The following is a 21690-nucleotide window of genomic DNA, read 5'->3' as shown; positions in this document are numbered from 1 at the left end:
CTATGAAAAGAACACAATTAAATTATTTATTAGGCGTGGTATTTATTTTGTTTACTGCTTTTAATACTAGTGCACAGGAGAAAAAGAAAAACGAAAATAGTAAAAATAAAAAAGAGCAATCAACTGATATAAAATTACTTAAACTCCCTCCTGATGACTCTGACGAACCTAAACTATATTGGTACAGAGATGATGATGGTGATGGATATGGTAATCCCAATGAACGAATTCTATCTTCTACAAAACCATATAGGTATACAGGGAATAGAGATGATTGTAATGATAACAACCCCAATATTCATCCTGGAGCTCTTGAAATATGCGATGGGATTGATAACGATTGTGATGGTCTAATAGATGAAGCACCTAAACCAGCCACACCATCAACACCAACAATCACAAAAAATTGTGGAAACACAGTATTAACAAGAGGAACTCCACCGAGTGGGATTACTTGGTACTGGCAAAGTAATAGTTCTGGAACCAGTACCTCTAATTCAAGTACAAGCATTACTAGAACTAGTGGAACAATATATTATCTTAGAGGAAAGAATAATACTACAGGATGCTGGGGAACTTCACGAAGTGTAAGTTATACGGTTAATTATATACCTAGTACACCTTCAACACCAACAATCACTAAAAACTGTGGAAATACAGTACTAACCAAAGGAAGTTCTCCTAGTGGAATCACTTGGTATTGGCAAAGCAGTAGCTCTGGAACCAGTACTGGTAATTCTAGTACTAGTATTACCAGAACTAGCGGAACAATCTATTATCTAAGAGCAAGAAACAATACCTCTGGATGTTGGAGTAGCGTAAGAAGTGTAAGTTATAGTATTAATTCTCCATCAACATGGTATGCAGATACAGATGGGGATAGTTATGGTGATGCGAATACCACAACTAGTGCTTGTCAAGCTCCTAATGGATACGTAAGTAATAATGATGATTATGATGACAGTACTAATTTAATTACCAATATTGCGCCAAAGAATTACTATCGAGATATAGATAATGATGGTTATGGAAATTTATCTGTAAAAGTATATCAAAGTAGCGCACCAACCGGCTATGTTACCAACTCTTTAGATTGTAATGATAGTAATGCTGCGCTTCACCCCAACACTAAATGGTATGCTGATACAGATGGAGATGGTTTTGGAGACCCTAATTCAGTTAAAACTCAATGCTCTCAACCTAGTGGCTATGTATTAAGTAAAGAAGATAATTGCCCTACTATAAAAGGTACTTATTTTGGTTGTGACGAAACCCAGATAAACTATAGTGAACCAAATTTGAGTGATGAAAATTATGTGTTCACTAGAGAGTATCAAGAAGCCAAGACTACGCCTAGTATGATTGCTAAAAATAGCGATGTAATAGAGAATATCACATATTTTGATGGCTTGGGCAGAGCCAAGCAACAAATAGCTATTAGAGGAGGAGTTAAACAAAGTTCTTCAGCTGCTCTTAATTTATTAGCCTCAGATTGGTTAGAAGGTATGGGAAGCACTTCTTTTTATAACCAAAATGGCTCTACAGCTGAAAACCAAAGAGTATTAGGAGCTAATCCAAGAGGAACAAAAGAGGTATTATGGTTATGTGGAAATGATGTAACAAGTAATGCTGATGGAGGATGGAATACCGATTATATTAACATAGACAATACAAAATCATATCGCTACACAGTTTGGGTAAAACGAACTGGAAGTCAAAATGGTACCACCTATCACGGAACACAAAATGTAAATAACTTAAGCGGTACAGCTAATAACAACCCTTATTTTTGGTATGGTGACTTACCGCAGCTAGATACTTGGTATTTATTAGTCGGAATTATACACCCTGCTGGATACACTGGTCCAGATAAGGGAATTAGTGGAGTGTATGATATTAACGGAACAAGAGTAATTGATGGAACTGAATTTGTATGGGATAGCAGTACTACCACATCTCGTTTTAGAAGTTACTTATACTACTCTACAGATGTTACTACCAATCAATATTTCTGGAATCCAGTTCTGGAAACTGTAGATGGTACAGAGTTGAGTATTGATGCAATAGTAGGAGTCACTAGTACAAAAGCAAATGACATTGTTACCCATATAGAGTACGATGAATTTGGTCGTCAAACTAAAGAATACCTACCTTATGCTGTTGAAAGTGCTAATGGAGCAATTATAACAGGAGATATTGCCTCGGCTACAAAAAGTTTTTATAAAGTAAAGCATAGTGAGGATTTTGCAGGCGTAAACTTACCTGATGTAAACGCTTATTCAGAAAAACAGTTTGATGCTTCTCCACTCAATAGAGTACTAAAACAAGCAGCTCCAGGGAAAGCATGGAAATTAGGTAACGGACACGAAATTGAATTTGATTATAGTACTAATACTACTGCTGAAGTAAAAAGCTACTATGTAACTACTTCTTTTGCTAATAACACCTATACTCCTACTCTAGGGCTTAGTACAGTGAATAATGGGTATTATGAAGCTAGAGAGCTTTTTAAAACTGTTACCAAAGATGAAAACCATGATGGTAGCTCAAGTAAATTACATACAACTGAAGAGTTTAAAAACAAACAAGGACAAGTAATTTTAAAACGGACCTATGCTTTAGTATCTGGTGTTGAAACAGCTCATGATACGTATTATGTATATGATGATTTTGGAAACTTAACCTATGTATTACCTCCAAAAGCAGAAGCACAAACAGACAAACCTACTACAACAGAGTTGAACGAGTTGTGTTATCAATATAAATACGACTATAGAAACCGTTTGGTAGAAAAGAAAATACCAGGTAAAGGATGGGAATATATTGTTTATGATAAATTAGATAGACCAGTGCTTACTCAAGATGCTAAATTAAAAGCTCAAAACAAATGGTTATTTACCAAATACGATGCTTTAGCAAGAGTAATCTATACAGGTATGTATACACATGGTTCAGTTATTACCCGAGAAGCTATGCAAACCTATTTTGATACTCAAAATACTTCAAGAGAGAAATACTATGAAGAAAAATTAACTAGTACAGGAACACTGGGGATTTATTATAGTAGTGACGATTACCCTAACACTAATTTAGAAGTGCTAACGGTAAATTATTATGATAGTTATGTATTTGATAGAGCTGGGACAAATACTTCTGTAAGTGGCATATATGGGGTAAACTCAACAGGAAATCTAAAAAGTTTAGCTACGGGGAGTAAAGTCAAAGTTTTAGGTACAAACAATTGGATTACCACAGTTACCTATTACGATAAAAAGGCAAGACCTATTTATGTGTACTCTAAAAATGATGAATTAGAGACTACTGATATTATAGAAAATAAGCTAGATTTTTCTGGTAAAATGTTAGAAACCAAAACCACACATAAAAAATCAGGTAAAGCTGACATTGTAACTATAGATAGCTTTGAGTATGACCATGTAGGAAGAATGACTAAACAAGAACAAACAATAGGAAATAATACAGAAACTATTGTAGCTAATGAGTATGACGAGTTAGGGCAACTAAAAACCAAAAAGGTTGGCGGTACTTTACAAGAGGTAGATTATACCTACAACGTACGTGGTTGGTTAAAAAACATTAACCAAGATGGTAAAAATGACAACGATTTATTTAACTTTACTATCAACTACAACAAGCCTCAAAACGGCGCTACGCCCCTGTTTAACGGGAATATATCCGAAACTTCTTGGAATACCTTAAACACCGATACGAGTACTAGAGGATATAAATATAGCTATGACCCACTTAATAGATTAGTCAGTGCAACAGGAACTCCAAACTCGAATTATAATGTATCGGGAATTACGTATGATAAGAATGGAAACATTTTAAGTCTAAACCGAAATGGGTATCAAGGAGGTTCTGTATTTACCGATATGGATAAACTAGTGTACTCATATGGTAACAGTAATCAATTAAATTATGTTACTGATAGTGGTAACAATAATTACGGTTTTAAAGACGATAATAAATCTGGTAATGATTACTATTATGATGCAAATGGTAGCCTGATAAAAGACTTAAATAAAGGCATTACAAGTGTTAATTATAATTATATGGGAATGCCTACGGAAGTTAAATTAAACAACTCCGATACTCAAAAGGTACGTTTCATATATGCAGCAGACAGGAGAAAAGTAAGAAAGATTAAAAATGAAAATGGTTCTGAAACTATAACAGATTATGCAGGAAACTTCATTTACGAAAACAATACTTTAAAACAGTTCTCTCATCCTGAAGGTTATGTAAAAAATGATAATGGAACATTTAGCTACGTATATAATTATACCGACCACTTAGGCTCTGTAAGATTATCATATACAGATGCTAATAATGATGGTGTTATTACACCTAGTACAGAAATACTACAGGAAAGTAACCCTTACCCTTTTGGATTAAAACAAAAAGGATATAATGGCAATATCATAGGGTCTGAAAATAATTATAAGACATATTTAGGTCAAGAGATAAATAAAGATTTAGGCTTAAATTGGTTATCATTCCGTTATAGAAACTATAATCCTGAAATAGGTAGGTTCTTTGGAGTAGACCCAGTAAGTGAAGACTATCTATCAATATCTACTTATCAATTTGCTCATAATAGTCCTGTTTGGAAGATTGAGTTGGAAGGCTTAGAAGGTGCGCCAACAGCGGGTGGAGATATTGTGAATCATGAACCTGTAAATAGAGCTCCTATACCAATAGGTGATAGTACTTCTCATAATTATGGAACAGCGCAGAATTGGGTAACGATATCATCAAGTGTTGCACCCTCTAATGATATAAGGTCAGGTCAATTTAATGATAGTGATTTTGGTGGTATTATTAATCCTGCTAGTGATGCTATGTATGATAGCGACCCTTCTGGGGCTGTAGTACAAGATGTAACATTTATTGCTCTTTCTTTCGTTGGAGCAAATGCTATAGATGATGCCATCGCAACAGCTAATGACCCCAATGCTTCTGCTTTAGATGTTGCACAAGCTACAGTTAATGCTCTATCAGTAGGTAAAGGGGGCAATAAGAAAACAGGTAAAATATATAAAGTTCCTGGAAAATCCACTAGTTCAGGAAAACCATATATTGGAAGAACTAAACAAAGTAGTCCAGCTAAAAGAGGTAGAAACGCAAAAGATGGTAGAGACAGAAGTAAAGCAAAGGTTATAGATACCTACGACCCTTCTAAACCTGGTCAAGGAGCATATAAGGAACAAAAAGCTATTGATAATAATGGAGGTGTAACAAAGCTTGATAATAAAAGAAATGAAAGAACTCCAAAGAAAATGAAAGAACTTGAAAAAAAATATGGTAATGAATAAAATTAATAATTTTTGGAATTGGTTTTCTACTAATGAAGAAAATCTTTCTCCCGAAAAGATTACCAATGAATTAATTTCAGAATTAGATAATAAAATATTATCTCTGGGAGATTTTAGTTGGGAAATAAGAGAAGGAAAAAATAAAAGTAATTTATTAGTAATATCTCCAGGAGGTGATGTTGATTTATTAAAAAACAGTCTTGAAATAATAAAAGAATCACCTGATTCTTCTAATTGGGAGTTTTTACATTATAAACCTGCTAAGGACTGGGATTTTAAACTTTCTTTATACAACAATAAAGGAGATGAAGAAATAATTGATGTAAAAGACTGGGAATATGTTTTATTAAGGTTTGAGGATAGCACTTATGATATTATTTTTAAAACAAATTCTTCTAAAACTGCTAAAAGAGATGATATAAATTTAATAGGAGATATTGTTTTAGAAAGCATTTTAGGTGAAGAGTTAAGCTTAAACCTAATTAAGAATATTGATTTTGTAAATGAATTTGATAAAAAATACATAGAACAAAAAACAAGTATTACTAATTTAAGAAAACATTTTTTTAAACTAGAAAACATAGAAGCGTAATAAATAACACTTTTACTAAATGAATATATAAAAAGATGGACTTAGGTTCATCTTTTTATTTTTTAGGAAGATTAGCTAATAAATACTTACCTGAAAATACATATTTTGGTTTTTGGAAGAGAGTTCATTAAATAAAGTATCATTCCTTCAAATCTAAAATGACAATATTTAAAAACAATATGATAACAAAAGATATAATAATAGATTTTTTTAAAAACCTAAAATTAAAAGGTGATTTTAATATTAAAGAGAAATTACTTTGGGGTTATTTTTTTCTTGATAAAGACATTAATAAATTGAAAAAATTATCAAAGAAGTTAGAACAAAATAATTATACGTTTGTAGATATTTTTGAAGCAGAAAAAGAAGAAGCTGAAGATCCGCAAGAATATTATCTACATGTAGAAAAAATAGAACATCATAATGTAGAAACGCTAGATAAAAGAAATAAAGAATTATACCTGTTAGCGGAAAAAAATAATATAGAATATTATGATGGTTTTGACGTAGGAAATGTCACAGATTAAAAGTGCGTAACAAAGTAAAATTATTAAATATGTAGAAAGACTACCATCAACAAATAGAAGTCATAAATACGAAGAAAAATAATTAATTGAATTTATATGGAACTAAATATAGGAGCAATATTTATTAGTAACAAAATTTTAAAAGATAAAGAACCACCTGCTTGGATGTATAGGGAGGAATCAGAAAATGAAGGAGATAGTGGATGGAGAGTTTTTTCAGGAAATGAAGACGATAACTATCTAGACAATCCTGATAACTTTAAATTAGTATCATCAGAACAGCTTATAGCTATAGATGAAAGTATCAAAGCTAATTTACTAGCTCCTTATGGCTTCTCATTTGAGAAAAATCCAGAGACAAATGATTGGGAAATGGTTGATGATGGTGAATAATCATTATATGAAATCAAAAAACCACAGTTACTAACTGTGGTTTTTTTATGCTTTAAAGAGTTTACTTTTTAGTCTGATGTTGCTTGCTAAAAGCTTTGTATAGTACTTTAGCTCTATATATAATATTAATACTAGCAGCCCACATTACAAGAATCACAGCTATAGTCAAGTATATATTGTTGTATTTAACGTGAGCAATCCACCCATATATTATTCCTAAAACAAAATTTAAAAAACCAATAAGCTTATTTAACCCAAAAAGACACTCATTGTAAAGAGGGTTATCTATTATAAATCCTAAAATCTGATAAAACCGCTCCCAACCTTTTTTTAATTGCTTATACTTTTTAGTATTCCCTAAGTGATAAATACCAACTATTAAAGAGGATATGATGATGGCAATAGTATTTATATTATCGAGCATTATGAAAGTTGTTTTTTTACTTCTTTTTGAAACACAAAAGCCTTTAACATAGCTTTAATACTTGTAATATCTTCTTGGTTTAATTGCTGTACTTTATAGAAAAGCTGTAACAGTTCAGTGTCTTTTAATTTACTTGTTACTATTTGTTCGTCAGAACCATATACAAGTGCATCAGTAGTTACTTCCAGAGCATCTGCAATCTTCCTTGTTACTTCAATAGTGGGTGAAGTTAAGTTACGCTCATAGCGTGAAATATGGGTGGAGTGTACATCAATCATTTTACCTAAATCACCTTGTGAAATATTTTTCTCTGTACGTATCTTTTTTAAGTTCTCTCCAAACGACATAACTGTAATTATTAGTTATTAAAACATCAAATATGCTATACAAAACTAGGTATTTATAAACATAAAATATAAGATTGTTGAAAATATTAGTCAGTATATATAATTACAATTAGACAAAATGTATATATTTGTAGTCATATATGTCTATAAAATATTTATTAACAATGCTAGACACCACCAACCCAAATAACTACAGTTACCTAACAAAACACCTAGAAATCCACATTTTAGGAGGTGTTAGAGTAAATAAATTAGAAAGTTTACGGGTAACGGTATCGGTTCAGAAACTAAAAACACAAAGTATAGTACGTCATAGCATAGACTTATATAACGATAATCAAGTAGAAAAGTTTGTACGTAAGCTAGCAGAACGATTAACCATCGGTACGAGTGTTGTACGAAAGACTTTACAAGAATTAACTCACGAGTTAGAAAATTACAGGTTTTTACTACTGGATAAACAAGAACAAGAAAACAAACCATTTTATAAAGAATTAAGTGCTAGTGAAGAAAAAGAAGCCAAAGCCTTTTTGAAAAAGAGGAAGTTGTTAGCTAACACAAATGAGTGCATCGGCAAGAGCGGTGTTATAGGTGAAAGTATAAATCGCCTGCTGATGTATCTCATATTTACAAGCAGAAAAACTAGCAATCCTTTACACTGTATTAGCTTAGGAAGTTCAGGAGCAGGAAAAACACATCTACAATCAAAAGTAGCAGAACTTATCCCTGAAGAAGATAAGGTGGAAATTACGGTACTCTCTGCCAACGCCTTTTATTACTTCAATAGAACAGAATTACAACACAAGCTTATTTTAATAGAAGATCTAGACGGAGCAGAATCGGTATTATACCCACTTAGAGAATTACAATCTAAAAAGAGAATCACAAAAACCGTAGTACATAAAGATAGCAAAGGAACAACGAAGACAATACACTTAACGGTAGAAGGCCCTGTAAGTGTAGCAGGTTGTACCACTCAGGAAAGTATATATGAAGATAATAGCAACCGTAGTTTTTTACTGTACATAGATGAAAGCGAAGAGCAAGACACTAGAATAATGCACTACCAAAGATTAATTACTGCGGGTAAAGTAGATGAAGAAAAAGAACACCAAGCTAGAGAGCTACTAAAAAATGTGCAGAGAGTTTTGAAGCCAATAAAAGTCATCAATCCATATGCAGAATACTTAGAGTTACCACAATCAGTATTTAAACCAAGAAGAACCAACTCACACTATTTGCAGTTCATTAATGCCATAACTTTTTATAAACAATATCAAAGAGAGAAGCAATACAATAAAGAAACAGGAGAAGAATATATCGAAACTACCATCGAAGATATTGAAGAAGCAAACGAACTCATTACTGAAGTATTACTAAGAAAATCAGATACCATCACAGGAGCTTGCAGAAACTACTTAGAAAGACTTAAACAATACTTACAAACCAATAAACAAACTACGTTTACCAATGCTGAAATAAGAAGAAGCTTACACATCAAAGCAAGTACACTAAGGCGTTATCACTTACAACTGTTAGAAGAAGGTTATACCAAGAAAGTTAAAGGAAAACAAGGACAAGCGTATTATTATGAGATTGTAGATATGCAAGAATACACGGAGCTTAAAAGCCAAATAACAGAGGCACTACAACAGGCTATTACCAAAATAAACAAAGAGTAAAAAGCTGCTTACCTGCTTACTAGTTGCTCACTACCTAACTGAACAAGTTAAAAAACTATAAGACAACTACTTATAACCACTTAGCCATAAAACACCAAAAAAGGTCAAGCGCATGAAAAAATTAAAGCTACATAACAAGCATTACAAAACACTATTACAATCCTTTACCGAGTGGTTAGACATTTTAGGCTATGCTCAGGGTACAGTGTATTTAGTCCCTATAAAGGTGCAAGAGTTCTTTTACTGGTTAGAATCCCAAGGGCATCCCCACATTAGTAATGTTACTCCCGCTTTAGTAAGTAACTATTATGAATATTTAAAACAACGTTCCAACCAATACAAAGGAGGTGCTTTAAGTAATACTTATCTCAATATGCACCAAACAGCGCTACGAAAACTACGAGATTATTTAATAGCCCATAATGCAGATACACTTCTTAGAGTTCATTTAATGGCGGAGAAAAATGATACAGAAGAACGCAGTAATATTTTAACCCAATTACAAATAAAAACACTTTTTAAAGCAACAGAATACAGTCATACTTGGTATCGTATACGTTTACGAGATAAAGCTATACTTACTTGCTTATATAGTTGCGGGCTACGTAGGTCAGAAGTCATGAACCTAGATATTAAAGATGTACTTTTTGACCGTGAACGCATCCATATCCGTAAAAGTAAAAACTACAAAGAGCGTTTTGTTCCTTTTAACGCTTACAACTCCCGAATACTAGAAGATTATTTATATGAAGCTCGTCCAAACTTTTACAACTTTGATCGTAGCGATGCTTTTTTTATCAGTACTAAAGGCAGTAGAATTACAGGACAAACCCTCTACAATCGAGTATTAGCAATAGCCAAAGCCACATCTGATAAAGCGATTATAGAAAAGTCGATCACACCTCATATACTACGTCATAGTATTGCAACTCATCTATTAGAAAAAGGAGTGCCTATAGAGAGTATCAAAACATTTTTAGGACATAGTAGCTTAGCATCTACACAACTCTATACACACTTACTAAAAACAATTAGCGATGAATAAAATGAAAAAAAGCACCTCCAATTATGTAGATTTTACCAATTATTTACAAACTCTCGGTTATACCGAAAGAACCACATATACAAAACTACGAGAAGCAATAACCTTTACGAACTGGTGCAACTCACAAGGTAACACGGTTTATGCCATTACCTATCATAACTGTTTGCAATACATTAACCACTTAAAAAAGAAAAAAAACAGTAAAAGTACTATCAATGCTAAATTAGCACATTTACGTACGTACTTTACCCATTTGGTTAACCAAGGACACCGAAAAGACAACCCCATTGAAAATACCACGATCAAAGGAGTAACTGAACCACTTAGTTATACCATCTTAGATACAGAAGAACTGGAAGACCTGTATTACAGTTTTGAAACCGACAATACATACAACACGTATCGCAGATTAACCACCAAGCGCAATAAAATTATTGTAGGCCTTATGGTATATCAAGGGCTTAACACCAGTGACCTTAAAGCCCTTTTAGTAGAGCATGTGCAACTCAGCAAAGGAAAAATCTATGTACCTGCTTGCAATCGTGGCAATGCACGAAGTTTAGAATTAAAATCTTGGCAAATGATGGAACTCATGGAGTATCTCAATGAGATACAACCCTTGCTACTTACCAAAGCAAAAAAACCGTTACATTATCATCAACTTTTCCCGTTCGGTAATCAGTTCAACCTTGTAGGAGAGCTTTTAAAAAAGCTAAAAAAGTACAATCAAAAAGTAACCAGTATCAAACAGATACGAGCCTCAGTCATTACCCATTGGTTAAAACAATATAATTTACGAAAGGTTCAATATTTAGCAGGACACCGTCATATCAGTTCTACAGAGCGTTATCTGCAAGACGATTTAGAAAACCTACACGATATAGTAAACAACTTCCACCCGATAAGCTAAAAAGCAAATCATACAAAGGAGCATCTGCTTAGAAGGCAGACGGCCTATGGTGGATGGATAAAAGCCTACACTTACCACCACCCTTGTACTTTACGGCATCCAAGGCTATTACAGCATATTGTTTTTTGCATCATCCATCGCTCATTCCACACACAAAAATCTGCAAGCAGTATTTTTGTACGCTCCATGTATCCACGTAAAAAAACAAAAAGCTGTAGCCCACGCGCTAGCCCTAAACTACCCCAAGCTATGTTAACATAACGGGCAGTTATAATACTCTTCCACAAGTTCCAGGTAGTTATAACGCCATTATGTATAAATAGCCGCTTCCAGCCCCAGCACGCCACCGCTACTGCCAACCCAACCGCTACACCCAACGCCTGCGCACTATGTTTTGGATATACAGTTGCAAGCAACGCCACCGCACCGAATTTGCATACAAAAAGCGTCGCAAAATCCTCGCTTACTGCAAGTGTTTGCAAGCTCACATCTTTGCTAGTTTTTGCACACAACTCGTTCTATTGACCTCTAGAACCACAATCCGGTGCTCTATGAAGAAAGAGAAATAAATCATTGTGAAAACGCACAAGTATCTGTCATCAAGTCAGCATATTAAACTTAAATTTTAAAGGTATTTACAAAAGATGCCAGTATGACAAATAAAATAAACTGGATAAGTTTTTGAGATAAAAAAATCAGGCTTTTGAAAAGGATTTTTGAGCCTGACTTTAGGTAAAAAATTGTTCTTGTAGGGAGAGCAAATATATAAACTTTACTTAAAATAAAAAGTTAAAAATCCTTAAGGGGATTAGTCTCTCTCTTATGGTATGAGACAAAGGATAAAACAAGTGAAATGGCAAAAAGAAAAACCTATCACGTAACAAAAAATCCTGATGGTACTTGGAAAGGAAAAGTTCAAAATGGTGAAAGAGCTTCCGTAGTTGGAGATACTAAAGCTGACGTTGTTAAAAAGACGACTGATTTAGCCAAAAATCAACAAAACACACAAGTTATCATTCATAAAAAAGATGGTAAGTTCCAAGAAGAAAGAACTTATGGAAATGACCCACATCCACCAAATGGGTAATCTTTTTTAAAAACTAAGGGGAATATCTATAAGGTGTTCCCTTTTTTTATTTACATGAAAAACAAGCCATTTTAAAAAATTAGGATTACCAGCCACACCAACTACCTCTAAATCCTAAGTTTTTAAAACGTTTTAATCAATATGGAAACCCATATATTTAACGTAACTTTGTAACCACTTAGGAGACGTCCTAAGTTCTTTTTCATAGCAATTTTCCCGCTCAATCTTTGGGCGGGTTTATTTTTTGTCGAAATTTTACAGCAGTAAAAGTCATAGATATCCCGTATATGAGTCGTATATAAGCCGTATATGTTCCGACTAAGGTCGAGTGCTAGTGCCATATATCTCCACAAAAAAAGCACCCTCAATCGAGGATGCTAATAACATAAAAAAGCTGTGAATCGAACTAAAATACGTTGGTAACCTTCATCGTATTACCTTGCGATAAAAGATAATCCGTACCGCCCACCTGTTGGTAGAACTCAATCCCCAAACAAGCAATAACGCTTACTTCTGCATCAGTAACTACGCCCCCTGGTATGGTAGCCGTCAACGTGATAGCAGAGCTATTACTGTCCAAAGGCTTTACTGTATCATTTGCTACAATACCAATGCTGTTTTGCTCAGCAACAGTAGGCTCGTAAGTACTTGCTCCATCGTCATACACATAATCAGAAACTAATCCTACTGCAGCTATTAGCTTAAAATGGGTAGCCCCTGTAGGTGCAACAATAAAATTAGCAGGGTTAAAAGCAGGAATCTCATAAGTAACCTCATTACGGTCAGCATTAATACTAGCGGTATAAGGCGCTGTAAAAACCGAGGTTAAACTTAACTTGTTGTTTAAATCTAACCCCGCTAACAACTCTTTGTTCGCTGAAAGTGTTATAGGTCTTTTACCTCTAACTCCTGCACCTTTTAGGTTAATAGTCTTAAAAATCCTTGTCAACTGTGCAGCTAATCTGCTACCTGCCATGATCTGAAGTACACCACTCAAAGCGGTTCTTAATGCCTTACCTACTTTGGCAGCCCCGCCAAACTCGGTATTGTTCTCTCTGGTACGTGCAAAGTTCGGGTCACTTTGTATACGTTCCTTTGTAGGTCCACCCGCCATACGGGCTAAGTACTCACCATTAGAAGTGTAAAACGATACACCCCCGATGTTGCCTACTAACTTAATTAATCCTTTTTGCTTACTCATAACATAAAGATTTAGTGGCTTATCTAAAAAAGATAAGCGGATTATACAATAAAAAAGTCTGGACTAGTCATAGCAATTTGGCTAGTAAACCAACGTAGCATAGCTACATAAATAACAACGTCAAAAACAATGCAAAACACACAAAAGAAATGTTAAAGTTTAGTTGTAAGGTACTTAACAAAAAATTATCTTTGGTCTACGATAATGCAGGCGGGACGTTCTTTTTTATAAAATTGTATATGTAGTCTATGAAAAAAGGGTATGCGGAGAAAAAAAACGCTGTAACTTATTTAATTTTAGGATCAACTACAACAAGCCTCAAAATGGCGCTACGCCCCTGTTTAATGGGAATATATCCGAAACTCATTGGAATACGTTAAGTGTAAACAATACGAGCAACCCTGTAAGTAATCGATATGTTTTTTCCTATGACGCAATGAACCGCATTATAAGTGCTATCGACAATACAGGGCATTATAACTTGCAAAATGTAACCTATGATAAAATGGGTAATATTTTAACGTTAAATAGAAACGGGTATCAAGGAGGTTCTGTGTTTAATGATATGGATAAGTTGGTGTATACCTATAATAATGGAAACCAGTTAATAAAACTACTAGACAACGGAAACGATAACTATGGTTTTAAGGACAGAGCGAATCTTACCACAGAATATACTTACGATGCCAATGGAAATTTAACGAAGAACTTAAATAAAGATATTACAAGTGTAAGTTATAATCACTTAAATATGCCTACAGAGATTAAGTTAAACAACTCTGATACTCAAAAGGTACGTTTTGTATATGCAGCAAATGGAACCAAGCTAAGAAAGATTAAAAACGAAAATGGTTCTGAAACTATAACAGATTATGCAGGAAACTATATTTATGAGAATGGAGATTTAAAGCAGTTCTATCACTCAGAGGGATATGTTGAGCCTAATGGTAGCAATTTTGATTACATATATCAATATAAAGACATTTGGAGGAATGTACGTTTAACATATGCAGATACTAATAATGATGGTGCAGTTACCCAAAATGAGATAAGACAAGAACGAAATTACTATCCTTTTGGTTTACAGCATATTGGGTACAACAATGCTAAAATAGGTGTTATTAGTAACTTTAAAACTTATCAAGGTCAAGAGTTTAATGAAGATTTAGGTCTAAACCTACACGAGTGGAAATATCGTTTTAGTGACCCTGCTGAAGGTCGTTTTTGGCAAATAGACCCTTTATCAGAAAGTTACTTATACAATTCAACGTATGCTTTTGCTGAAAATAAGCTAGGTATGGGAGTTGAATTAGAAGGTTTAGAAATGATAACTTTTGGTCAATTACCTCCTGTTAACACACCTTTGTTAGGAGTGTCAGATGCTATTATATTAAGTGATGGAGGTAAAATCTTAAATACAGGTAGAGTTGGTAGACCAAGTATTACAGAAACCGTTGGTAGAACTACAGAGACAGCTGCTAGACTTTCTAGAAACCAAAAGAGAGGAGCTGCTACCGAGGCAACACAGTTAGCAAAAGAAGGATTATCTAAAAATACTGAGAAATTTACTAGAATAGATCCTAAAACAGGTAAAGAAGGAACAACTATACCAGATGGTGTAAAGCCTAATGGAGGTACTGTGGAAATAAAAAACGTTCAAAAACAATCATTAACTAGACAGCTAAGATTACAACAAGAAGTATCAAAAGGAAGTGGTGTTAAACCAGAATTAATCATTAACAAAGGAGCCAAACTTAGTAAACCTTTACAAAATGCAGGGTTTGATATAAAAACTTATCAAGTTATACCTGGTGTTAAAAAAGACAATACTAATATTCCTTTAAAAAAGAGTAAGACATTACCTACAAAAAAAGTCGAAGAACTACCCATTTTAACAATTAACGGAAAACCAGTACAAGGATGATAAAAGAAGAGCAAAATTTAAAAGCATTAATGTTTAAACAGGCTACAGCATTTTTAGAAGATGCAGAAGAGTTTTTTCCATACGGTACTATTGTAAAAACAAATGGAGAAACCGTGCCAGTTGGAGTTTACGATGGTAATGAGTATATTGAATCTAATGAAATAATAGATATTTTAGAGAAAAACTTATCTTCCCGTATCTTGGATAAAGAAGCCACATTAGCAGGTATTGGTATAGATGTTATTATTAATCATGAAAATGAAAAAGGAGAAGAAGAAAGAAGAAATGCGTTAATGATAAAAACCAGTACAGATGGTATAAATTGGAAGGAAGATTACTATCTATATAGAGTAGAAAGAAAAGTAGTATGGGAATAATCTTCTCTATAGATACAAAAAACCACAGTTAGTAACTGTGGTTTTTTTATTAGGAAATACTTAAGAACTTAATATTATTTTTATTGTTTAAACCTATAGAAATTAAATACTCTTGATTATGTTCTACAGTTCTAAAATCAACATTACCTAACACATATTCTTTTGTAGCTCTATCTCTATAAACTGTTAGTATGACTTGGTAGTGTAGTAAAATAGTACTTATTAAAAATAAGGTTTTATTTTATTTAAAAATCAATAAGTTAAATAAAGATGCCGTTCTAAAATGAACGGTATCTTTTGCTTTTTACAATAGTAAAAATTCGTTAGAAACTATTAAATCTAAGTTTCTTTCTGCTTCATGTAGTAAATTAGCACCTAAAAAAGCTATGAATTGTACAAAGTGTAATTCTTCCAATTCTATTAGAAAGGGATTACAAAATAATAAGCAGCGGTTTTACTGTAAAAATTGCAAAAAATATTTTCAATCAGATTATAGATATCAAGCATACAAATCAGAAACAAATGATTTCATAAAAAAATTACTTAAAGAAGGTTGTGAAGTCAGAAGTATTAGTCGAATACTGAACATTTCTAGTAAAACTGTTTTATCAAGAATTCTAAAAGTAAGTAAAAAGGTTAAGATTCCATACTTTAATACCTTTGGGTGCAAATTTGAAATTGATGAAATGTGGAGTTTTATTGGTAACAAGAAAAATGTTACTTGGATAACCTATGTGTTAGAAAGAGAAACAAAAAGTATTATAGACTTCTATGTGGGTAGAAAATCAAAAGAAACAATAAAACCTTTAATTAATAAAGTTCTCTTACTTCAACCGAGTAAAATTTACACCGATAAATTGAATATTTATCCAAGTTTAATTCCCAAAAAAATTCATAAACAATTTCAGTATTGCACGAACAGAATTGAGCGAATGAATTTGAATTTAAGAACACATATGAAACGGTTAAGTAGAAAAACGATTTGCTTTACAAGAAATCAAAAATATTTAGAAGCACATTTAAAAATCTATTTCTGGACTTAAAATGTGTTTTTAACATATCACACCCTTTAATTTACTGAAAACAAACCCACTATCCTCTCTCCTATTTTTTCGTTAATAAAAAGCTAACAAAAACTATTTTTTCACCCGTTGAATATAGTATTTTCGCACCCTTTCTTACAGAAAAAATCACATTTCAAGGGCACGAGAACAACTATGAACGACGAAAAAAACTGGTTACAATATTATAAAAATAGCTTATCTGATAGTGAAAACTTAGCTATCGACATTAGTAAAATAAAAAACCTTTTTCATCAAAAATCATCTGATTTAAGTAACGCACTCATCAACTCTAAACAAGCAAGTCAACTATTAGATGTTGAAGAACGTAGAATTAATCGATTAAAAGGAATTACTAAAAAAGACAATCCTAAGTGGCATAAAGTAGAAGAAACTAAAATATTAATTGCCCCCTTTCATTTAGTATATCAAACCGACAACACTAAATTCAAACAACGCACTATTCATCCTTTTTGGGTTAGTGCTATTGTAAATCGTTCAGGACAATTATCAGCTCCAAAAGATGGATTTCCTTTAATTGTTCGTAACTATCTAACTCCTATGGCAGATATTAAGAACGATTTTATATTCTCTTCTATCGATACCGTTTTAGATGCTAAAGAATTAGCTTCTCCTGATTTTGAAAATAGCGAAGACCCTGTGCCTTGGGATGAATACTGGAACTATATTAACGAAGTATTTTCTGCGATAACTTTTAGCAACCTATACCGTTATCAAGTAGAACGCTATACCACGCAATATGAGCTTACTTACTTTGCTTTAAGTTCTAAAATTTCTACAGCAAAAAGTATTTTATTTCTGTACGAAAACTTACTTAAAAATACGGATGAATTACCCGTACTCTCTAAAATCATCAACCCATATACTAGAGAACGACAAGAAGCCATTACCGATAACGGATTTTTAGTGTATAACCATTTGCATTTAGGGCAAATGTCAAATAAATTTCCACTTTCTGTTAGTCAGCGTAAAACATTACTATCCTATTTAGTAGCCGAAGAAAATGCAGTTACCGCTGTAAACGGACCTCCTGGAACAGGAAAAACTACACTTTTACAAAGTTTAGTGGCTACCGAGTTTGTAAAAGCTGCTATTAACGGTGAAGAAGCTCCAATAATTTTAGCATGCTCTAACAACAACCAAGCAGTAACCAATATTATTGATAGTTTTATCAATTCTGAAAGCACTATGGAAGAATTAGCCAACCGTTGGATTCCTGATTTTAACGGATATGCTACCTATCTTCCTTCCAGTTCAAAAAGTGAAAAAAAACTGGCCAATATCAATTATTTAAAAGGAAACCTATTTGGTCATGAAGGAACCTTATGTAATCTAGAAAACGAAAAATACATTTCAGAAGCTGAGTATTATTTCTTAACCAATTACTGTAATTACTTTAATACCCAAACAAATTCACTTGACGATGTTTGCAATCATCTACAAGAAGAAATTATTGGGATTCAAAATATTTTAGCAGATGGTGTTGACTACTCAAGAAACTATATTAATGCGGTAAACTATATTAACAGCATACTCGTACACGAAGAAGACCTTGTTCAAAAAAGCACGTTTAAAATCTCCAAACTACAAGAATGGAGAACTGTTTTAAACGATTTAAAAACAGCTACAAAAGACACTGATTTTATTGATAAAGTAAAACACTATTTTATTGACGAAGCTAATTTTGAAACAAGAAATGCTGAACATATTTTTAAGACTACAGCAGAAACATTATTAGATGCTAAAAAAGCAGCTGCATACATAAAAGAATGTACAAATAATGTAAACCTGTTATTGCAATCGCATTTAAGCCTAAAAAATTGGAAGTATGAAAACAACATTAAAGGATTCCCTTTTGTTTCAGAAGAACAAATGTGGGCATACGAATATGAAAAAATAAACTCTAACGATGCAACACAACGTTTCTTTTATGATGAGTTAGATATCGATTTACGTCATAAAGCATTTTTATTAGCAACCCATTACTGGGAAGCTCGTTGGTTACTAGAAACCAGAGAAATGTTGGAGGAAAATACCGAAAAAGGGACAGGAGAATACGCTATCAAAGCAAAATGGAAACGAAGAGCTATGCTTACTCCGTGCTTTGTAGCTACTTTTTATACAGCACCAAGTCACTTTTTATACAGTCAATTTCAAGGAGAAAACGAAAACGGAAAACCTATTTTTGAATACTTACCGCTATACAATTTTTTAGATTTGTTAATTATTGATGAAGCAGGTCAGGTTACTCCAGAAGTAAGTATCCCTGTATTTTCATTAACTCAAAAAGCCTTTGTAATAGGTGATTTAAAACAAATAGAACCTATTTGGTCTATTCCTAAAAAAATTGACCAAGGAAACTTAACAAGTCTTGATATTATTGAAAATCAAAATGACGCACATTTAGATGAGTTAGGTTTTTTAGCTTCTAGCGGAAGCATTATGAAAATGGCTCAAAATGCCTGTGAATTTGAAACTCCCCTACCTGCAAAAAAAGAACAAGGATTGGTTTTGTTAGAGCACAGACGATGTAATGATGAAATTATTAGTTTTTGTAACGAATTGGCGTACGATGGAATTTTAAAACCTATGAAAGGGAAGGCGAAAGAAAACCAAGCATTTCCATCAATGATGGCATATCATATAGAAGGCGTTAGTGAACGCAAATACAACAGTCGTCAAAACATTAGTGAAGTAAAAGCCATAATTTCTTGGTTACAGCAAAACAAAGAAACCATTCAAGAAGCCTACAATGTAGATGCTATTGAACCTGTTTTAGGAATCATTACCCCTTTCGCAAGTCAAAAAGGAGAATTATCTAAAGCTTTAACCGATGCAGGTTATAAAGTAAGCGATATAAAACTAGGCACAGTACATGCGTTACAGGGTGCAGAACGAAATATTATTTTGTTCAGTTCTGTATATTCTAATGATGATGAAGGAACCTTGTTTTTTGAAAAAGACAACAAGCCTAATATGCTAAATGTAGCGGTTTCTAGAGCCAAAGAAAGTTTTATTCTTTTTGGTGATACCCGAATTTTTGATGAAACCAAAAATACGCCTTCTGGAATCTTAAAAAGACACCTAAATATTTATGAAATGGCAAACTAATTATGTTTTTGTACACCAAAAAAAATTACAACTAAAAAAATGTACAACTGTTGTACACTAAAAATTTTGATAAAAAAAATAGTGTACAGTACTTGTACACCAAAAAAATCACCAATTTAAAAAGTGTACAGGAAAGCACCTAACTTGCTATTAAACATTTTTAATAACATTTAGAAAAATGTTAGTTTCATATTTTAGTAATTAAAAACTAATAAATAACAACAAAAAAAGGAACGATATAATCGTTCCTTTTTTTAATATATACAGACTGTAAACTTATTTTTTAAACTCAGTAATAGTCTTCTTAATAATATTAATACAGTCTCTTAATTGTTCTTCGTTCATTACTAATGGTGGTGCAAAACGGATAATGTTTCCGTGTGTTGGTTTTGCTAACAATCCGTTGTCACGTAATTTTAAACAGATATTCCAAGCTGTTTCACTTTCTTCGGTATCGTTAATTACAACAGCATTTAACAATCCTTTACCACGTACTAACGTTACTAATTCGTTTTCTTTAGCAAACTCAGCTAACTCTTCTCTAAATATTTTACCTAAACGCTCAGCATTTTCAGCTAACTTTTCATCTTTAACCACCTCTAAAGCTGCAATAGCTACCGCTGCAGCAACAGGGTTTCCTCCGAAAGTAGAACCGTGGTTACCAGGTTTAATAACATTCATAATGTCATCGTTTGCTAATACTGCAGATACTGGATATGCTCCTCCACTTAAAGCTTTACCTAAAATTAAAATATCTGGTTGAACATCTTCGTGGTTTACTGCTAATAACTGACCTGTACGTGCAATACCTGTTTGTACTTCATCAGCAATAAATAATACATTATGCTTTTCACATAACGCTTTAGCTGCTGCTAAATATCCTTCAGAAGGCACATATACCCCAGCTTCTCCTTGAATAGGTTCAGCCATGAAACCAGCAATATTATTGTTGTTTTCTAATGCTTCTTCTAAAGCTTGTAAATTATCGTATTCAATTTTAATAAACCCTTCAGTGAACGGACCAAAGTTTTTACGTGCTACAGGATCGTTTGAAAAAGAAATAATTGTAGTTGTTCTTCCGTGGAAGTTATTTTTACAAACAATAATTTGTGCTTCATTTTCATTAATTCCTTTTACTTCATACGCCCATTTTCTACAGATTTTTAAAGCAGTTTCTACAGCTTCAGCACCCGTATTCATTGGTAATAATTTATCAAAACCAAAGTATTCTGTTGCAAACTTTTCATACTTTCCTAACATATCGTTATAAAAAGCACGAGAAGTTAACGTTAATGTTTGTGCTTGGTTTACCATTGCACCAACAATTTTTGGATGGCAATGTCCTTGGTTTACTGCAGAGTAAGCTGATAAAAAATCATAATATTTTTTTCCTTCAACATCCCATACATATACTCCTTCTCCTTTACTCAATACTACTGGTAATGGATGGTAGTTATGTGCTCCGTATTTGTTTTCTAAGTCAATCGCTTGTTGCGAAGTTAATTGGTCTAAAACAGCCATTTTTCTTAATTTTTTAAAATTTATAAAATAACCATTCCTTATCTACCTTTATCCTTTCGAAAAAGAAGTTTCGAAAATTCAGCGTGGGAAAGAAATCATCCCTAGCTACAAAATTATTAAATTTAAGT

The 21690-nt window shown here is 33.0% G+C and carries 16 protein-coding genes; 12 read left to right on the top strand and 4 right to left on the bottom strand.

Features of this window, described 5'->3' with window-relative positions; translation table 11 throughout:
* The first annotated feature begins 2 nt into the window (after nt 1-2).
* From VBY68_RS01435 to VBY68_RS01420, 4 genes are all read left to right on the top strand, one after another.
* Nucleotides 3-5339, top strand: coding sequence for a DUF6443 domain-containing protein (locus VBY68_RS01435; RefSeq protein WP_415268634.1), 5337 nt, complete (start codon nt 3-5; stop codon nt 5337-5339).
* The gene (locus tag VBY68_RS01430) at nt 5332-5931 is read left to right on the top strand and encodes a hypothetical protein (RefSeq protein WP_415268633.1); all 600 of its coding nucleotides are present in this window, start codon (nt 5332-5334) and stop codon (nt 5929-5931) included. Before VBY68_RS01435 ends, VBY68_RS01430 begins: the two co-directional genes overlap by 8 nt.
* Before the next feature lie 179 nt (nt 5932-6110).
* Nucleotides 6111-6458, top strand: a complete 348-nt coding sequence (locus VBY68_RS01425; protein WP_415268632.1) for a ribonuclease E inhibitor RraB — start codon at nt 6111-6113, stop codon at nt 6456-6458.
* A gap of 96 nt (nt 6459-6554) precedes the next feature.
* Entirely contained in the window at nt 6555-6851 is a 297-nt protein-coding gene (locus VBY68_RS01420; protein WP_274641415.1) for a DUF2185 domain-containing protein, read from the top strand.
* A gap of 61 nt (nt 6852-6912) precedes the next feature.
* On the opposite strand, the gene VBY68_RS01415 is transcribed toward VBY68_RS01420, so the two are convergent.
* Together VBY68_RS01415 and VBY68_RS01410 are read right to left on the bottom strand one after the other, a co-directional pair.
* Nucleotides 6913-7275, bottom strand: coding sequence for a CPBP family glutamic-type intramembrane protease (locus VBY68_RS01415; protein WP_415268631.1), 363 nt, complete (start codon nt 7273-7275; stop codon nt 6913-6915).
* On the bottom strand, nt 7275-7622 hold the full coding sequence (locus VBY68_RS01410; protein WP_415268630.1) for a helix-turn-helix domain-containing protein: 348 nt from the start codon (nt 7620-7622) through the stop codon (nt 7275-7277). Before VBY68_RS01410 ends, VBY68_RS01415 begins: the two co-directional genes overlap by 1 nt.
* A gap of 164 nt (nt 7623-7786) precedes the next feature.
* Here VBY68_RS01410 and VBY68_RS01405 point away from each other — a divergent pair, with 164 nt between their 5' ends.
* The 4 genes from VBY68_RS01405 to VBY68_RS01390 all read left to right on the top strand — a co-directional run bounded on the left by VBY68_RS01405 (nt 7787) and on the right by VBY68_RS01390 (nt 12346).
* Entirely contained in the window at nt 7787-9304 is a 1518-nt protein-coding gene (locus VBY68_RS01405) for a hypothetical protein (RefSeq protein WP_415268629.1), read from the top strand.
* A gap of 112 nt (nt 9305-9416) precedes the next feature.
* The gene (locus VBY68_RS01400; protein WP_415268628.1) at nt 9417-10349 is read left to right on the top strand and encodes a tyrosine-type recombinase/integrase; all 933 of its coding nucleotides are present in this window, start codon (nt 9417-9419) and stop codon (nt 10347-10349) included.
* A complete protein-coding gene (locus tag VBY68_RS01395; protein ID WP_415268627.1) occupies nt 10342-11259 on the top strand; it encodes a tyrosine-type recombinase/integrase in 918 nt (305 codons plus the stop codon). The genes VBY68_RS01400 and VBY68_RS01395 overlap by 8 nt, the downstream gene beginning before the upstream one ends.
* 853 nt (nt 11260-12112) lie before the next feature.
* Complete coding sequence (locus VBY68_RS01390; RefSeq protein ID WP_415268626.1) at nt 12113-12346, top strand: DUF2188 domain-containing protein; 234 nt, start codon at nt 12113-12115, stop codon at nt 12344-12346.
* Nucleotides 12347-12752: 406 nt separating this feature from the next.
* On the opposite strand, the gene VBY68_RS01385 is transcribed toward VBY68_RS01390, so the two are convergent.
* Nucleotides 12753-13547, bottom strand: coding sequence for a hypothetical protein (locus VBY68_RS01385; RefSeq protein WP_415268625.1), 795 nt, complete (start codon nt 13545-13547; stop codon nt 12753-12755).
* Nucleotides 13548-13983: 436 nt separating this feature from the next.
* On the opposite strand from VBY68_RS01385, the gene VBY68_RS01380 reads away from it, so the two are divergent.
* From VBY68_RS01380 to VBY68_RS01365, 4 genes are all read left to right on the top strand, one after another.
* Nucleotides 13984-15471 (top strand): putative toxin, encoded by a 1488-nt coding sequence (locus VBY68_RS01380; protein WP_415268624.1) that lies wholly within the window; start codon nt 13984-13986, stop codon nt 15469-15471.
* Entirely contained in the window at nt 15468-15848 is a 381-nt protein-coding gene (locus VBY68_RS01375) for a hypothetical protein (protein WP_415268623.1), read from the top strand. Before VBY68_RS01380 ends, VBY68_RS01375 begins: the two co-directional genes overlap by 4 nt.
* 386 nt (nt 15849-16234) lie before the next feature.
* On the top strand, nt 16235-16891 hold the full coding sequence (locus tag VBY68_RS01370) for an IS1 family transposase (RefSeq protein ID WP_415268622.1): 657 nt from the start codon (nt 16235-16237) through the stop codon (nt 16889-16891).
* A gap of 174 nt (nt 16892-17065) precedes the next feature.
* Complete coding sequence (locus VBY68_RS01365; RefSeq protein WP_415268621.1) at nt 17066-20041, top strand: DEAD/DEAH box helicase; 2976 nt, start codon at nt 17066-17068, stop codon at nt 20039-20041.
* A gap of 276 nt (nt 20042-20317) precedes the next feature.
* Here VBY68_RS01365 and rocD read toward each other — a convergent pair whose 3' ends face one another.
* Entirely contained in the window at nt 20318-21562 is a 1245-nt protein-coding gene (gene rocD, locus VBY68_RS01360; protein ID WP_099216080.1) for an ornithine--oxo-acid transaminase, read from the bottom strand.
* Nucleotides 21563-21690: the final 128 nt, after the last annotated feature.

Origin of the sequence: Tenacibaculum ascidiaceicola (assembly GCF_047470925.1) — a bacterium.
In the GTDB taxonomy this organism is placed as follows: Bacteria; Bacteroidota; Bacteroidia; order Flavobacteriales; family Flavobacteriaceae; genus Polaribacter; species Polaribacter discolor.
The sequence above is the reverse complement of the archived record's forward strand: the minus strand, read 5'-3'. Positions and strand labels throughout refer to the sequence as shown.

Excerpts from the sequence above, each read along its gene's own strand:
- VBY68_RS01435 (WP_415268634.1), top strand. The coding sequence starts at position 3 with ATGAAAAGAACACAATTAAATTATTTATTAGGCGTGGTATTTATTTTG.
- VBY68_RS01430 (WP_415268633.1), top strand. The coding sequence starts at position 5,332 with ATGAATAAAATTAATAATTTTTGGAATTGGTTTTCTACTAATGAAGAA.
- VBY68_RS01425 (WP_415268632.1), top strand. The coding sequence starts at position 6,111 with ATGATAACAAAAGATATAATAATAGATTTTTTTAAAAACCTAAAATTA.
- VBY68_RS01420 (WP_274641415.1), top strand. The coding sequence starts at position 6,555 with ATGGAACTAAATATAGGAGCAATATTTATTAGTAACAAAATTTTAAAA.
- VBY68_RS01415 (WP_415268631.1), bottom strand. The coding sequence starts at position 7,275 with ATGCTCGATAATATAAATACTATTGCCATCATCATATCCTCTTTAATA.
- VBY68_RS01410 (WP_415268630.1), bottom strand. The coding sequence starts at position 7,622 with ATGTCGTTTGGAGAGAACTTAAAAAAGATACGTACAGAGAAAAATATT.
- VBY68_RS01405 (WP_415268629.1), top strand. The coding sequence starts at position 7,787 with ATGCTAGACACCACCAACCCAAATAACTACAGTTACCTAACAAAACAC.
- VBY68_RS01400 (WP_415268628.1), top strand. The coding sequence starts at position 9,417 with ATGAAAAAATTAAAGCTACATAACAAGCATTACAAAACACTATTACAA.
- VBY68_RS01395 (WP_415268627.1), top strand. The coding sequence starts at position 10,342 with ATGAATAAAATGAAAAAAAGCACCTCCAATTATGTAGATTTTACCAAT.
- VBY68_RS01390 (WP_415268626.1), top strand. The coding sequence starts at position 12,113 with ATGGCAAAAAGAAAAACCTATCACGTAACAAAAAATCCTGATGGTACT.
- VBY68_RS01385 (WP_415268625.1), bottom strand. The coding sequence starts at position 13,547 with ATGAGTAAGCAAAAAGGATTAATTAAGTTAGTAGGCAACATCGGGGGT.
- VBY68_RS01380 (WP_415268624.1), top strand. The coding sequence starts at position 13,984 with ATGAACCGCATTATAAGTGCTATCGACAATACAGGGCATTATAACTTG.
- VBY68_RS01375 (WP_415268623.1), top strand. The coding sequence starts at position 15,468 with ATGATAAAAGAAGAGCAAAATTTAAAAGCATTAATGTTTAAACAGGCT.
- VBY68_RS01370 (WP_415268622.1), top strand. The coding sequence starts at position 16,235 with ATGAATTGTACAAAGTGTAATTCTTCCAATTCTATTAGAAAGGGATTA.
- VBY68_RS01365 (WP_415268621.1), top strand. The coding sequence starts at position 17,066 with ATGAACGACGAAAAAAACTGGTTACAATATTATAAAAATAGCTTATCT.
- rocD (WP_099216080.1), bottom strand. The coding sequence starts at position 21,562 with ATGGCTGTTTTAGACCAATTAACTTCGCAACAAGCGATTGACTTAGAA.